At 42.9% G+C, this 17,293-nt stretch carries 9 protein-coding genes; all 9 read left to right on the plus strand.

Going from position 1 to position 17,293, the window contains the following annotated elements; translation table 11 throughout:
- The first annotated feature begins 13 nt into the window (after positions 1-13).
- Complete coding sequence (locus AC1DWN_RS08930) at positions 14-1,759, plus strand: sensor histidine kinase (protein WP_477558550.1); 1,746 nt, start codon at positions 14-16, stop codon at positions 1,757-1,759.
- Positions 1,760-1,779: 20 nt separating this feature from the next.
- On the plus strand, positions 1,780-3,408 hold the full coding sequence (locus tag AC1DWN_RS08935) for a response regulator transcription factor (RefSeq protein ID WP_477558551.1): 1,629 nt from the start codon (positions 1,780-1,782) through the stop codon (positions 3,406-3,408).
- 7 nt (positions 3,409-3,415) lie between these two features.
- Positions 3,416-3,664, plus strand: coding sequence for an MMPL family transporter (locus AC1DWN_RS08940; protein WP_477558552.1), 249 nt, complete (start codon positions 3,416-3,418; stop codon positions 3,662-3,664).
- A gap of 845 nt (positions 3,665-4,509) precedes the next feature.
- Positions 4,510-5,856, plus strand: a complete 1,347-nt coding sequence (locus AC1DWN_RS08945; protein ID WP_477558553.1) for an MATE family efflux transporter — start codon at positions 4,510-4,512, stop codon at positions 5,854-5,856.
- Between the two features lie 255 nt (positions 5,857-6,111).
- The gene (locus tag AC1DWN_RS08950; protein WP_477558554.1) at positions 6,112-6,531 is read left to right on the plus strand and encodes a hypothetical protein; all 420 of its coding nucleotides are present in this window, start codon (positions 6,112-6,114) and stop codon (positions 6,529-6,531) included.
- A gap of 16 nt (positions 6,532-6,547) precedes the next feature.
- Positions 6,548-11,500 (plus strand): DUF5724 domain-containing protein, encoded by a 4,953-nt coding sequence (locus tag AC1DWN_RS08955; protein WP_477558559.1) that lies wholly within the window; start codon positions 6,548-6,550, stop codon positions 11,498-11,500.
- Positions 11,501-11,801: 301 nt separating this feature from the next.
- Complete coding sequence (locus AC1DWN_RS08960; protein WP_477558555.1) at positions 11,802-12,776, plus strand: restriction endonuclease; 975 nt, start codon at positions 11,802-11,804, stop codon at positions 12,774-12,776.
- Positions 12,777-12,811: 35 nt separating this feature from the next.
- Positions 12,812-15,574 (plus strand): MrcB family domain-containing protein, encoded by a 2,763-nt coding sequence (locus AC1DWN_RS08965; protein WP_477558556.1) that lies wholly within the window; start codon positions 12,812-12,814, stop codon positions 15,572-15,574.
- A partial coding sequence (locus tag AC1DWN_RS08970; RefSeq protein WP_477558557.1) for a DUF2357 domain-containing protein occupies positions 15,546-17,293 on the plus strand: 1,748 nt, incomplete at its 3' end. The genes AC1DWN_RS08965 and AC1DWN_RS08970, both read left to right, overlap by 29 nt.

Here is a 17,293-nt window from a genome sequence, read left to right on the forward strand (position 1 = left end):
GGAGACAGACGAGGTGGAGAGCATCCTTATTCCCTTGAGGTTCAAACCAGCGATCAACAGCTTGCTGTGGAAAATCATGTTCGGAATCATTTGCGTCGCCATACCTCTCTACGCGATATGTTTCGCCACGATATGGGTGAGCACGGACATCGTGACCCGCAAAGTCCAAGACACGGCGCAGTCGAGAATGAAACTGTACACGAACCTTCTGGAGAAGGAGATCGGCAGCATCAACCAGATGCTTATCGCGCTTAATAACGATCCCGATCTGGCAGAGTATTCGTTGCTGCCGGAAGGCAAGTTCAATTACGAGAACGTTCATCTGCAAAGCAGCATCGTGACCAAGATGAGCATCATTTACTACTCCAACGATTACATTAAAGACGTTTTCCTGGCTATTCCGAAGCGCAACCAACAAATTTCTTTTCGTTCCGGGCAGACTGAGCTCGACAGCAATAAGCAAGATATTCTCGAAAGAGCGCTGCAAACCCCGACCCAGTTGGACCATTTCTCGAAGAATGGGGTCATGAGCTACGTTATCCCGTTCCAAGATAGCTCATCTAGCAGCGGGGGAATCGAATATATGCTAGGGGTCGACATCAACCCGGACAGGATCCAGGATGGATTGAAATCGTTCGAGAAGAACGACGTCTTTAACGTGTTCCTGATCAACAACGAGGATCGCAGCCTCGTAAGAAGCGATGCATTGATGGAAATAGACGCCCAAATTTATGAAAAGATCGTGGACGAACGGGAAATTGCGGCCTCGAGCCGGGTAACGGTCGGCGGGGAGAAATACTTGAGCTTGACGAGCGTATCGGGAGACGGGATCTATCGAATCGTAACGTATATCAAGATCAAAGACATGCTGGCTCCGATTCTGGTCATCAAGAACGTGCTGTGGCTCGTCATGGGTATTTCACCGATATTTTTCCTCTTTTTCGCCTATTTCGTCTATAAACATATTCATCGCCCTCTTAGAAGCCTGGTTAAATCGATGAGGGAAGTGGAAAGAGGCAATTTGCACGTTCAGTTTGCCCGCGAGCAGGGGGATGAATTCGGGTATGTCTACAAACAATGCAACCAGATGGTCGGCCAATTAAGGACGCTCATCCAAGAGGTTCTGGAGAAGAAGATCCAGCTTCAGCAAATGCAGATTCGCCAGCTTCAGTCGCAGATCAATCCTCATTTTCTGTTTAATTGTTTTTATATCGGATATCGGATGGCTAAGGCCAGCAAGAACGAGAATATCGCCAGATTGTGCAAGTATTTGGGCGACTATTTCCGGTTCATCACGAAGCAGGCCCAGGACGAGATTGCCCTGAGGGATGAGATGAAGTTTACCGTCACTTACTTGGAAATTCAGAAGATCCGGTTCCCAGATAAGCTCAATTTCACCATTCATGAAGACGAATCGGTAGGCGAAGCTGTCATTCCGGGACTGACGATCCAGCCGATCGTGGAGAATGTGATCCTGCATGGGATCGAGCAGGTAGACGGCCCGGGTTTGATCGAGATCGACATCCGGCGCGATTCGGAAGGAATAGACGTCGAGATTCTTGATAACGGCAAAGGGATGACAGGGGCGGAGCAGGAGGCACTGAGGGGGATCCTGGACAATCCCGATCCCAATGAGGAGCACTGCGGGCTTTGGAACGTGCACTGGAGACTGCGCAACATAGGCAGCGAGCAAGGCCTGAAGATTGAAGACCGCGAAGGCGGAGGTTTGAAAGTATCATTCCGGATCCCCATCACCTGAAGACTGAGGGAGAAAAATCGATGTACAAACTTATGATCGTCGACGACGAACGGCTTATCGTTGAAGGGCTAGCTGAAATGATCGAAGAGAGCGACCTCCCCGTTAAGCAAATCCAAACCGCAGGTTCGGCGCTGGAAGCTTTGGAATTACATCGGGAGCAATTATTCGATCTTATCCTGACGGATATCCGAATGCCGCGAATGGATGGATTGGAACTATTCGACAAGGTCAAATCAATCGCGGATGATTGCAAGGTCATCTTCTTATCCGGGTATTCGGACTTCGAATACGCGAGAACGGCCTTAAAGCTAGGAGCGTTCGACTATTTGCTGAAGCCCGTGGAGGACGAAGAGGTCATTTCCTGCTTGGAAAAGGCGATCGCCCAGCTTAAGCAGGAGAGAACCCGAATACAATCGAGCGATCAAATCGAGAAAARGTTAAACGAATCTCTTCCCTACGCTCAGGGTGAGTTTCTTCGTCATTTGCTGCATCGCAAGCCAGAGGTTCAGTATGGGGCTTTGGATAAGGAATTCGGCGAGCTTGGCATCCCGTTTCGATCTGATCGACGCGTTACGGGGTTCGCAATGAGCTTAGACGTCGAAGAGAGTGCTCTGACCTTTATGGATGAAGTGCTCCTGCAATTCGTGCTGCAGAATATGATAAACGAACTTTTGGGTGGTACCTGTCACCTGATCTGTTTCACTGCGGGCAAAGGTATCGTTGCTTGCATTATGCAGGCTAAGGAAATGGCCGAACCAGCCGATGTGTTCGCGACGTTGCTAACCAGACTTCAGGAAGTGCAGGAGATTATCGGCAAGGCATTCAAGTCGGTTTGTTCCTTTGCGTTAATGAACGAATGGTTGGATTGGAGCGAATGGCCCGAAGCCTGTAACAGGCTCATCTCGGGTATGAAACTGCAAATCGAGCAGGGGCAAATTTTCGTTCCGTCACTTCAGACGCAACAGACTGGGCAAACTGTTGAAGGGGACGGAGTGCCTCCTGAAATGATACGTCTGGTGATGGAAGCTATTAACCTGAAGGATGTTCCGGCCTTTGCGGCTAGCCTGGATCAGCTTCTGGAGAAGGTAGAGCGGGCGGGGAGCATTCCCGGCAACGAGCTGACCGTATTGTTCTTGTCGATCAGCAGCCAACTGGTTCATGCCGCCCAGCATCATCGCGTAACTTATGTGATCGATCAAGAAAGCATGGACAAGATGTCCAACCTATCCATGCATCCTAATTTGACGCGGCTCAAAGATTTTCTCGTAGGCGTTCTGCAAGAAGTAGTGAGTGAGATTCAATCCCAGCAAAGGAACCCTACCGAACAGGTAGTGGAGCAGGTGAAGCATTACATCGCTATCCATGTGTACGAGAATTTGTCTCTGGATCAGCTGGCGGATAAGGTGCATGTGAACGCATCATATTTGTCGCGGATTTTCAGGCAATATACGCGGGAGAAACTGACTTCCTACGTCACGAGGATTAAGATGGAGCATGCACGCAAGCTGCTGCTCGAGAGCGATATTCGCGTGCAGGACGTGGCAACGAAGCTTGGCTTTGACAACGCGAATTATTTCGCTAAAGTTTTTCGCAAAGCGAATGGCTTATCCCCACACGAATTTCGGTTACATCATAGTCGGATACGCTAAATCGTACGTGAGCAGCGTCCAGAGCCAGGAAGGGCTAGTCAAGGCGGAGAGGATTGTCTTCCTGCTTATCATCCTTATTCTTTTAATCGTTTGCCGATCCATCATGGCGACGATCACTCCGTTAATCGTAACGATTGCTTCCGTACTCGTTGCCATGGGGATCGTCTACTTGATTGCCTTGCAAGTGGAACTTTCAGTGTTCGTAACCAATTCGGCAATGATGCTAGGACTAGGTGTTGGAATTTGTTTTCAGTAATCGTCAGCGTGAAAAGCTCTAGATGCTGTATTGGTATTAAACGGTTTCTGGCTATTCTATCGTCGGTTGGAATGCGGTACATTTTGCTGGCTGATTACAAAGGGTTAACGAAGAGTTGACTAAAAACTCAGATACCAGAATTTACACATCAAAGTTAAACTTTGAATATAATGAGCAGCGCATTTTAACAACATAAAGAAAGATGACCTGCTCATTTTTCCAATGACTCTTAATGAAATTGTTTTTCCTGTCGCTAATGTTAGTTCAAAAGCCGCCCTTCTATCCTCTGAAAGTTTACGCTCAGCGGGATTTCCCCCTAATATAAGACCTCCGATGTTTAGGACATTGATCTCATTAATGGAAGGAATATGCAACTATAATATTTAATCTTTCCAGTATGTTGCTCTATATCAAATCCATCATGGAAAAAGTCACCTGATGCTCTCTTCTCGTCAAGAACTTTAGCAAGCTTTTTGCAACACGATGAAAAATTAAGACCAACATCACTTAGAACACTGTTGTGAATAACTGAGTTTTTAACGCGATATTTTCTCCTAAAAGAAAGCTGGCCTTTTCGCTCGTATCTAGTGCATTCCTGACCATTTCAACATTATGCTGGGTTTGATTCTGTTCATTATATATGGATGGTTTCTTCTGTTTGGCCTGATCTGTTGTTGCAATAATGTAATATTCCTCAATAGGACATCCATCCCTTTTATCTGACATGACAATAGGAGAGGAAGTAAACAAAAAAAACATAAAAATAACACGGCAACGCTTATTGACTTAAATTGATAACTCCGACAAAATTAGAACATCTTAGTAAGTTAGGATGGTATAACACCATGAAAATATTTAAAAGCTGGTACGGTATTTTGATACTAGCGCTCCCATCTTTATTTGCATTTGCTACACAAACCTTAACGGGTACAATCAATTTGATCCTGGTGGGTGATCTTGGATTCGTTATAATTGCTGTCGTTGGGGTATCCAACATTATTATGTACAACGTTTTTGCTATCTTTTCAGGGATTGGTCATTCTGTTAACTACCTCGTCGCGCAGAATTTCGGAGCTAAGGAGATGCGCACAGGGATGCAGAGAACGCATCTAGCACTTGCCGTAAGTGTTGGAGTGGGTCTGCTCATCGCTGTGGCAGGGTGGTTGGCGAGTGGTGCAATCTTAAAGCTTACAGGAGGCTCTGATAATCTCATTGCAAGTGGCGGAGAATATTTGGAGCTGCGTTTCTACGCGATGTCTTTCGGAATTATTAGCTTTACTTTTCATGGCTTTTTCCGCGGTGTAGGCGATACAAGGACGTCGATGATTGTTTCTATCGTCGCAAATGTTCTAATGGTAGGACTGACCTATGGTTTAACCTACGGTCATTGGGGACTGCCGAATATGGGGATTATAGGTGCCGGATATGCTCTAATAATCGGTGAAGCTGTACAACTAATCATCTGTTTGATTGTATTCTTTGGTCCGATGCATCGACGTTATCAGACGAGAAAATTGCAAAAGCCAGATTGGTTAGAGCTAAAGCTCATCTCTCGAGAGAGTGGAAAGCTCGGTATGCAGGAATTTTCTATGAGCATTTCCATGTACATATTCACTATGTTTGTTCTGACATTAGGAGATCTAGCTGCAGCGGCGAATGAGGTCGCACTAAGTGTAATGTCATTTGGCTTTATGCCTGCTTTTGCTTTTGGTTCGACAGCTACGATTCTAGTTGGTCAAGAGCTTGGACAAAGACGCCCGGGAGCGGCGAAAATGGCGGGGACGAATACAGCCATTTTAGGGACGATATTCCTAATTGTGCTCGGAACGGTTGAGCTGATATGGGCAATACCGATAGCGAAACTGTATAGTAATGATCCTGAGGTTTACGAACTAGCAGCGTATTTGATTACCATATCGGCCTATTTGCAAATTTTCGATGGTTTTTATAATTTCTATGCAGGCGGCCTAAGAGGGATTGGCGATACGACATTCTTAATGAGATCATCGTTCATACTTAGTATCTTTATGTTTATCCCATTGACCTATCTATTCGTTATTGTGTTCAACTGGGGTAGCATGGGGGCATGGTTCGCATTGTATTCATTCCTTGTAGCTCTAGGCTCGGCAGTTATGATTCGCTATTATCGGACGGATTTCAACTCCGTTAGACTGAAGGAAGCGCAGGGGTAATTTATTTTGTAAATGTTAGTTGGGTCAATTTATTGATCTGACTAGCATTTTTTTGTTGAAAACTTTTCAAGAATACAACTAATAGTGATATCTAAATATATGGTAAAATAAACAATATATTGATAGATGAGAACTTCTATAAATCCTGATAAATTGGTAAGTTATTCACTAAACAGGGTTTAAAATAGTAATTATTTTTTAATAGAATAGGATTGATGCTCCTGATTATTTAAATGCGAGGTGGAGGAATCGTCTATGAAATTGTATGTAACAGTTAAAAGCTTGGGTAAACGTAAGAATGTACTGACGAAAATTGAAATAAAACTTCCGGTCGTTCCGAAAACACTGAGGGAGCTCATTACGGAAGTTATTATTATGAATGTGCAGGAGTTAAAGGATAAGCAACAAAGCACCCAACTGATTCCATTCTTAACAGGATCAGAGATCGAGGCGCGTGGAGAGAATGGAAAGATAGGATTCGGTGCGGTCTATAACGAACAGACCCCTGATGTTATCAAGGCAGTGGAAACCGCATTATTAGCTTTTGAAGATGGGCTATATAAAGTATTTATTCGAGATGAAGAGAATAGTCATTTGGAATCACCACTTAAGCTTATGGAAGGAGATGAAATTGTTTTTATAAGGTTCACAATGTTAGCTGGAAGCCTATGGTGAAGGGAGAGAATGAATGATGGAGAAGCATGAACGAGAGAAGCAGTATTATGAATTATTGCAAGATAGAGCAGAAGGAATAGATCCTCATCTAGCTCCATTAGCAAATTTAGTAATAGAGTTGGGGCAAATGGGGTATTTACGTCAGGATGAAGAGTGTTTTTTGAAATGCCAAGAGATATTACATTCACTTGCTGCGGGGAATGATGAGATATTATTCCAACCACTGGTGAAAGTTATAAGGATACTTACGAATGAGTACACGGCAGAAGTTTTTGATTATATTACTTCTCATGCGACTGAATACCCCTATGGCACAGGATACGTACGTAGACCTTTCCGTACATCGGAACGACACGCCCACATAGGCCGGGTAATTAGCAAAATGAGTTCTCTTTTATCTATGGATTGTTATGGTTTCGCAATTATTGATTATTTGACGTTAGCGGACTATCCGTTACGCCAGAATTATCTGTTGGCACAAACGATTAGTGACGTCATTGCTTTCGAGCTAGATGGTAACAATATAGAGGTCATTGCGGCACTTAAGGAAATTGTATTTGGAGATAATCAGACGGCGTTACTTACTCATGAGATGATCAAAGGAATATTTATGAGTCACCAATCGGATTTATACGTAATGGTGGGTGAACTATTAGCGGCAGCACGATTGCAGGAGGGGCTTCGACAATCCATTGTGGAACGAATGGACGAGGGAACGCTCGAGGCGAACATGTACATGCTGAAAGTCATCATTGATCATGGATTTATTCGCTATAGTTCTGTTGTGAGAGCACTTGGCGTATGGACCGGTATGGGGCTGGAATCAGCGAACCAACGTGTAGCGGGACAGCTGATTGAAGGCGCCTATCGTGTCTTAAATGATGAATCTGTTCGTGCGTCGTGGTTGTCTAGTGACAATGCGAATGATGTCTATTTAAGTTTATGGGCAACAGCGGTGTATGAAGAACGTGATTTATTCACCGGAATTAAGGACTTGATGGAACATGGTGCGCTGTATCAGAAGATCATTGCACAGTACGTACTCGCGAATAGTGAGAATAAAGATGTTCGTTATGGGATTGCTAGGCAATACTTAGATGCTACGGACACTGAACTACAGTATTGGATTCTAAACAACTATAGTTATGATTACTTCCGTACTTGGCGAAATGAGGAAGTTGGCATTACGTTTGAACATACCCCTCTTTTGGAGGAAAAAGAAGAACGCCGACTTGAATTTGAACAGCTCATGGGTATGTTCCTTGGCATGACTCACAAAGAGTTATCCGGACCTTCCAAAGTATTGAATTTTGCGCATGTTCATTACTCGCCAGATCTCCCTATTCGTAAGATGCTATACCTTACAGCTTATGATATGGACAGTAATTGGATCTCCGCAATCATTGCCTTGAAGGATCGATTAAGTGCGGATATACGTGGTGAGTTGTTGTCCTATTTCATACAGGATACGGATCATTCAGCACAGCGTGAATTTATATTCACATCCCTTTCAGATAAGAGCATGAGTAATCGCGAGAAGGCACTCGACAAGGCGAAGAAATTGACGTTGTCGGATGAAGAGTTGAAGTTGGTTGAAGGTTTGTTGAAGTTGAAGACAGGTTCCTTGCGTCAAAGTGCTATTGAGCTGCTATTGCGTCAGCCTGAGGCCAATGTGACGATCTCACTAACTCGGTTATTACAAGGTAAGAGTGAATTACAACGACTGGCGGCGCTGGAGACAATTGTCGAAATTTTTGAGGATAATGAACGAACGGAGCAGTATGAAGGCTTGAGTTCGCTGCCTCATTTAATTGAGAGTCCCACACCAAAGGAACAGCAATTGATAGGAAGACTTAGTCAAAAGAATGAATATACAGCAGCGAATGGCTTTGGCCTATTCGATCCTAACACAATCGAACCTTGGCTCACAGAGACTCCGGTAATAGAAGAGTTCGAGTGGAGGCACATCTTTAGGTTGTCGGCGGGAGATGTAATCCGTTTTCTCGCTGGGCTGGAGCAAGAAATTCATAATCATCGTGATCATGAGTATGAGGTAGAGTATTATTCTGGTTATAAGGATACGCAGCTGCTCGGTGCAGACTTAAGAAGGATTCGTCCATTTCAAGAGGAAGAGGACGATACACCAGAGCTTACGAGATATCCGCTGCACGAGGTGTGGAGAGATTACTTGGAACGGAGTAATTTAGGAGCCTCTGAATTACTAGAGATCTATTTCTATTCTATACTGGACCCTCTTGATCAGACACTGAACCAGTATTATCGATATTTCTCTGATGAGATGGATTACGCTGAACTTAGGAAGCATACACTGCTCGAGGGTTGGCGTAAAGAGTTTGCGGAGCAGTTGTATCCTGTTGCTCAAATTCAAGAGATTAAAGATGCGCTCAAAGGATTTAAGTATAGTAATCAGATCAGCATCCTTCTTTTTGCTTACTTCATGGATAGCGATAAAAGTTCAACATTTGATTTAACGATAAAGGCCTTGAATGCTATGATGCAAGTGATGCCTAAAGAGAAAGTATCCAAAGAGTGGGGGATATTGAAGCTCTTAGCGAATCCATGGTTCTTAATGGTCCGTAGTCGAATATATGATGATGACAGCTTTAAGCGGATGTTCCATACTTTTTATACATTTAATAGCATGAACCCGAATGAGAAAGTTGATTCGGTACTTGACCTTAAGGATTATTTACGTGCTTTTGAAGCGGGGATGATCGGAACAGGGGAAGTATATCGGGAATTAGTCGGCAGTCAAGACAGTCGCAATCATATACGCAATATTACTTCTAAACGATATGATTGGATAGATGACAAGCCTAAGTTAATTACGATTCGTCAGACCGCTGTTGAGAGAATTCTAGAGGTGGAGCTCGAACGTGGTGATCTAGCTACTGAGGTAACACCTCTGGCCATGGGGCTGGAGCGGATCGAGGGTATGGAGCATTTCATCCATATATTATCAGGGCTGCAGGAGGAAACCTTCATCCGTGGCTATATCTATGGATATGGGGATAGTATTACGAAGAAGGAATCTCTTAGTCATCTGCTTAAGATCAGTTATCCACGTGAGGGCGAAGATGACACACTTTTGAGACAAATGCTTGTAGGTCTTAATATTACGGAGAAAAGGTTACTGGAAGCAGCTATGTACGCTCCTCAATGGTTAGATATTGTAGCTAAGTATTTAAATTGGGAGGGTCTGCGCAGTGCCGCTTKGTATTTCCATGCGCACATTAATGAAGGTTTCTCTGCTGAGAAAGAAACAGTGGTCGCGCACTATTCACCGATTTCAGCGCAAGACTTTAATGATGGTGCCTTTGATATAAGGTGGTTTAATGAGGCTTATAATACGTTGGGAGAGAAGCGGTTCGACTTATTGTATGATTGCGCTAAATATATTTCTGCTGGAGCCAATCACCGAAGATCACAGCTGTTCGCAGATGCGACACTGGGGAAGCTGGATATTATGGAAATACAAAAGTCCGTAGTAGATAAGCGGAATAAAGATCATTTGCTCTGCTATAGCCTTATTTCATTGCGTGACCATCGCGAACAAGATATTCGTGAACGGTATGAATTCATTCAGCATTTTCTTGCTCAGAGTAAGAAGTTTGGCGCTCAGCGTCGGGCAAGTGAGGGCATGACTTCGCAGATAGCCCTTGGCAATTTGGCAAGAAATGCAGGGTATAGAGATGTCATTCGGCTGATGTGGGATATGGAAGCGCGGAAGCTGGACGATATGCAATCCTTCTTTCAGCCCCACAAGCTAGATGAGGAGACGACCGTACAGCTTCTTATTGATGACGAAGGAAAGTCAGAGATTGGTATTATGCGTAAAGGAAAAGAGTTGAAATCTGTTCCTGCAAAGTACAAAAAAGATGAATATATTTCTGATTTGAAAGAAATGAAGGTTGAACTGACAGAGCAATACCGGAGAGCCCGCAAGGAACTTGAACGCTCGATGGAGTCAGGTAATACATTTACTTTACAAGAATTGAAGGGATTATCAGGGAATCCAGTTATCACACCCCTTTTACGGACATTGGTGTTTAAATCGGGAGAAGTTTTGGGATATTTCGATTCAGCTGCAGGGGGGCTTATCGATCCAACGGGTAAACTAGTTCTTATTGGGGATAAAGAAGAGCTCCTTATAGCACACCCCCTTCATTTATATAAAAGTGGCCACTGGAGCCAATATCAGAAGGACTTATTCGATCGTCAACTCCGTCAGCCATTTAAGCAGGTGTTCCGTGAGTTGTATCTTCTAAATGCGGATGAGCAGGCTCAGGGAACGATATCTCGCAGATATGCCGGACATCAAGTACAGCCGAGTAAAACGGTTTCCTTACTTAAAGGCCGGCAGTGGACAGTTAGTTATGAAGAGGGACTACAGAAGGTTTATTATGCAGAGAATCTGATCGCGAATCTTTATGCGATGGCAGATTGGTTCTCTCCTTCGGAGAACGAAGCGCCCACTCTTGAGACGGTTCAATTCTTTGATAGGAACACCTATAAGAGCGTTGCCTTAGATAAGGTTCCTCCTATACTATTCTCAGAGGTGATGCGAGACGTAGATTTAGTCGTGAGTGTAGCGCATGTCGGCGGTGTGGATCCAGAAGCCAGCCTGACAACGATAGAGATGCGAAGCATGATCGTCACAGAGTCACTTCGCCTCATGAAGATTGATAATGTTCGTTTAGAAGGTAATTATGCTCGAATTGAAGGTACACTTGGTGAGTATGGTGTACATCTAGGAAGCGGTATGGTCTACAGACAAGCTACAGGTGCCATGCATATCATTCCTGTACATTCACAACATAGAGGTCGTATATTCCTGCCCTTCATGGATGAAGATCCGAAGACAGCGGAAATTCTGTCGAAAATCGTGATGTTGGCTGAGGATAAGAAGATTAAAGATCCACAGATTCTAATGCAATTGCAATCATAGGTGATGTTACGAGATATGAGGGAATGAAGAAAGAAGGCATAATCTGCCTTCTTTTTGTTTTTTTGCGCCTAGCATATGCGCTATCTCTAGGGTTCAAGTACCGAATGGCGAAGACAGTAATAGCCATAGCTTAAGGCAAGGGAGTTCACCGTGAGGTGGAATCTGAAGGAAGCCTGTGGGAGAAATGTTGGGAAATATTTGTAGAATAAAGGGGTTTATTAGTGGATTGTGGAATAAGTCTTATGAACTATTATTGTTGAAGTTATAAATAATTTACGTTTATTAAGAAAGGACATGTCCATTGAACTCTGAAATCTCTCAAATTCTCAACCAAAATTTATTAGCTCCATTCATTTTTATAGTCATGTGCAGCCTGGTATTTATTACTGTTTCGGCTGTGCTGTATAACCTTTTTTTAAGACGATGGATATCAGAGAAGCTTGCGATTATAGCTATATTCGCGGGAATTGCCTATATACTAATTACTTGTGTAAAGAATTATGAAAGGGTAAAAGACTTAGTTGCTTCTTGGAACGTGACTACTATGAGTATAGTCTTGATTTCTTTTATCGTATTAATAGGCGTGGTTGCCCGTCTGATTCCTACTAAAAAGAAACGTGAAATAAAGGAAACGAAGCGTAAATCAATCAGCAATAAAAAATCCGAAAGACCACGCTCTTTGCAAAGCAGGCCGGATGAAGAAATTTTAAATAGTCCATTTGAACATTTGTCAGGAACCGAATTCGAGAGATTACTTGCCCTCTATTTCCGCGATCAAGGATATATAGTGCATGAAGTTGGTATCGGTGGTAATGATGGTGGTGTCGATCTTGTCATCATTGATAAGAGCGGCGAGAAAACTGCGGTACAAGCCAAATGTTATGCTGAACATAACCTGGTGGGAGTACAGGTCGTGCGTGAACTGGTCGGAGCGAAGCGAAACCATGATTGTATTCTAACTCTTCTTATTACAACATCGGACCTAACCGGGCCAGCTAAAAAAGAAGCAGAGCAGTTTAAAGTTGATTATTGGCATGGCGGAATAGTTGAACAGAAATTAAACGTATGGGGAAAATGGAAACCAGAAAATAAGAAATCAAAGCAAGCCAGGATATCCGCGCCTTCACAAATAAAAATAGCCCAAAAGCAAGTAGCTGCGTCAACAGATATTACATGCTCTTGTGGAGCACCAATGATCAAACGAGTGAGTAAAGATGGAAAGCCGTTTATAGGCTGCACAACCTTCCCCAAATGTAGGCAAACGAGATCAATATAGAAATAAAGTTAAATAACAGTTTGGAGCGAAACGATATGACACTTCCAGCAGAGCTTGCTTCCATATTTCGTAGCAGACAAAAATCTTATAAAATGGTTTTAATTCTCTCGATTCTTAATGAGTATAAAGATACTCTTACACAAATATTACCGCTCAACCAAGTAGCTGAGCGGTTTTTGTCATTTTACCAGAGTAGTGAAAGTAATGGTGCATTAGTAGATTCTCCTCCGAGCGGTATTGCGAATAACTGGGGTGACTTTACATTATCGCAAACCAAGACATTACTCAAAACACCCATCGACGCGTTATCCTCTATTCTCGAAGCTACTAATGAAACCATAACGTTCAAGCAAGATATATGGTCCGCATTAAATGAAGATAATCTAAAGGAATTAAGCGAATTTGCTAGCACTGAATTAACTAATTATAATCAACAATTAAGTTCAGCATCGAGTTTTTCCCTACAAGAGTCCTTGTCTCACATACTGAATAATTACGTAGAGGCGAAATCGCAGACCTTTGCAAACCATTCACTAGGAAAGCTGTTTAGACAGTCTTTACCTGAATATCTCAAAGCATTACTTTTCATGGAGGGTGACTACAAAGTTCAGGGCTCAATTGGACAAGGAAACTGGGCGAATAATCCTTGGATAGCTATTCTAGATAAGCGTATATCCTCAACCACTCAGCAGGGTGAATATGTCGTATTTTTGTTTGCGGAAGATATGAGTACGGTTTATTTAACGCTAGCCCAAGGTGTTACAGTTCCTCTAAGAGAAAGAGGAAGAAGAGAGGGTTATCTTTATTTGGAGCAAAAGGTTCAGGAGATACGAGAGCTCCTGCCACTTCATAATTTGCAGAAGAATGCTGATATTCAGTTAACTTCTAGCGGATTAGGCAGGGACTATCAGGTTTCCACAGTAGCCTATGTTCGTTATGACCGAGGCCGGATACCTGATGATGATCAATTGCTTGGTGACCTAAAAAATATGATGGAAAATTATAAGCTATATGCAGATCTTGTTTCAGAACAGCATCAGCAGCCTAAACTTCCTATTTTTAAATACACAATGGCTCATCTTTACCTAGGTCAGGGCATTATATCTTACTTAGCCAATAACGACGCACGATCTATCCCCATCGAAGAGTTGATCTCTAATCAGTCAATCGTACTTAAATCTGGCGATGATGTTAAAAACCCGAAGGAACGAATTCGCCATGTGGGAAGAGCGTTGCAAGAGCTCGGGCAGCTTACCATCGAGGATGGTCTATTTTCTTTAACTTCTCAAGGAATTACTTATTCTCAAGCCTTTGATCAAAATATATGGCGATTAAGTGTAGAGCAGGTTCAGATTTTAAAACAATACTTATCTATTGAAAGAAGTGAAGCTTCAACCAACCTCGCTCAAGTAATTAACATGGCAGTCTCATTGGCCCAAGAGCTAGAAGCATTTTCGCTCGAACAATTTAACACAGAATTTATTTCAGCGATGGGTCGAGATGAAGATTGGGGAATTGTCACGCAAGAGAACAGATCTCGATTTATGCTTAATTGGCTAGAAGAGCTCCACTATGTAAGGAAGTCCGAAGATCAGTATGTTTTCCAAGTAGATGAGGAGGTTGAGCCTTTGAATACGTTAACGGTATCGGAGCAGGTAAACTATATCAAAACTTACATACAAAACAAAGGCTTTCACTATCCGAGTGACTTGATTGAAAACATATATTTATCTCTCAAAACAAAGCCTTTTGTTATCCTAGCGGGTGTCTCTGGAACAGGGAAGACAAAGCTAGTTAAACTGTTTGCTGAAGCGCTTGGTGCGCTAAGCCATAATCATCAATTTACTTTAATCCCAGTACGTCCCGATTGGAGTGATCCATCCGATCTTTTAGGGTACAAGGATTTGACTGGTGCTTTTCGTCCGGGGAGATTAGCTGAGGTTTTGGTCGAGGCATCTAAAACAAGCAATCGACAAAAGCCGTATTTTATCTGTTTAGATGAAATGAACCTTGCTAGGGTGGAGCATTATTTCAGTGACCTACTTAGTATTATTGAAACGCAGGAGTGGCAGAACGGACGTATCACTACAGTACCGCTCATTCATAATGATAATTTGGCAGTCGAGGATCGCACGATCTATGGAAACCTTTCACTACCGGACAATGTTTATTTATTCGGCACTGTAAATATGGACGAGACTACTCACCCATTTAGCAAAAAGGTGCTTGATCGCGCTAATACTATTGAATTCAATTATATTAATTTAGAGCAGTTCCCTGACCATGTTGGAGCAACAACGGAGCTCTCTGCTGCACAGACTACAAATACTTTTTTAAGAAGTGAGTACTTGCAGCTTATCGATGCATATGGGGATTACGAGGATCTTATTAAGAAAGTAACAGCGAAGCTGGTCAAAATAAACAGCATAATGGAGCAGATTCATTCCCATGTAGGCTTCCGTATAAGGGATGCAGTTTGTTTTTATATGATATATAACGAACGTTTTGGACTGCTCGGCGAGGACGATGCATTTGATCTACAGCTATTGCAGAAAATATTGCCCCGCATCCAAGGAAGCAGTTCTTCCGTTAAGCGAGTGCTGCTTCAGCTTATGCAAGAAGCTTTGGGTAAATCCATATCAATCAATGATTTGATGGATGATGCATCTGATTTATATATGAGGTGGAGTGCGAGTGAGCAGGATCAGACGGTAAAATACCAGCTTAGTGCTCGGAAAATTGCTTTCATGCTGCGGAGGTTAGAGGAAGATGGCTTCACCTCCTACTGGCTCTCTTAATCATAGTGTCGAGTTGCTCAGAATAGAGACTAACCTATTTAATTTATACATACAGGGAAAGCCATTTCATCCTACTGTGGACACCTTACAGCTACACCGAACAAATGATAATGAGCTTATGCAAGCTCAATTACAAGTATCTGCACCATCGACAGCGCTCACTATAGAAAGGATTTCTTTGTTTCAACCAGAAACGAGGCAGTTATCGGAATGGCAGACAGGAATACCGAGCTATCCACTTTTTTATGAGACACAAGCTTATGAAATCGTAATAGAGAAAAAGCAGGACATTCCGCTCACCTTTTACCATGAGAATGTTTATTTAAGGCAAGCTGTTAAGCCGCTCGGTAGTATGATATTGTCTGGCATGCTGAATTTTCAGAATGAGGTTGGGCTTACGGACGTTGAGCTGAGGTTGAATGGGCAGACCATTTTACAGCTTCAACTTGAGATATTTCCTGTGAAAATGGACTACAAAAACGATTATCAAATGATATTAAATGATGTGAATCAACAGATCTATAATTTATCCTTTGATTTTCTACGTAAGACATATAACTTGACTGGACTAAAGGAAACCCGTCATCAGAGCTTAACGGAGTTCTTCACCATTCTTCAGCATGTTTTTGTTCAACTGGTGCAGGCGGTGGAGAGAATCAACAGCGCACCTCATTCTAAGCATCAAGTGGTCAATCGTGTTGTAGAGTCTGCTCGTGTCAAGAAGACAGGTAGGGAGAATATTTCATTTCTTACGAAACGTCCTCATTTACTCGTACAGGATAAAAAGCTTGGTTTCATCCCTGTAAACGATCAACTTTATTATCCAAGCCATGCCATTGAGACGAAGCGGCAGGTAGATTATGACACGAATGAGAATCGTTTTATTGGCTGGGTGTTGCGACGAATTGCTAAGAAGCTTAAGGAATTAAAGGCTAGACTAATTGAAAAAGGCCGTCTTCAAGACCCGATGCTAGCGCGTAAGCTTAATGATATGCAAGCACAGCTTCAAAGACTTTTGCGGCTGGATTTTTTAAACGTTCCGGATATGCGCCAGCTTTCCGTATCGCTGGTGCTTCAGATGGCACCGGGCTATAGAGAGGTTTATCGCAACTACCTGATGCTAATGAAGGGCTTATCTATCCAGAGTGATCTTTTTCGATTATCTATGAAGGATTTGGCACAGCTCTATGAGTACTGGTGCTTTCTCAAAATTCACGACCTGCTTAGTCAAAAGTATGAGCTGCTGAAGCAAGACATTATTAAAGTGAACCGCACCGGCATTTTCGTTACGCTGGATAAAACACAGAAGGCAAAAATGGTATATCGCAATCCAGTAAACGGTGAACGATTTACGCTCTATTACAACACTCTACCGTCTGGTGAGCAAACGCCCACTATTTCACAAAGGCCTGACAATGTACTTACGCTTAAGAAAAATGATTCGGATGCGGAATATAAGTATATTTTCGACGCGAAGTATCGACTGAATCCAGCGTATGAGGGTACTCCATACCGAAGAGACTATAAGCTGCCGGGACCAGAGGAGTCAGACATTAATACCATGCATCGTTATCGTGACGCCATTGTATACTCGGAAGGAAGCGGGAGAGAACTAGAGCGCAGTATGTTCGGAGCTTATGTATTATTTCCCTATCATGACGAAGAGCAATATCGCGAGCATAAATTTTATAAGAGTATTGAACTAATAAACGTCGGAGC

The organism is Paenibacillus sp. P4_A7 (genome assembly GCF_056402455.1).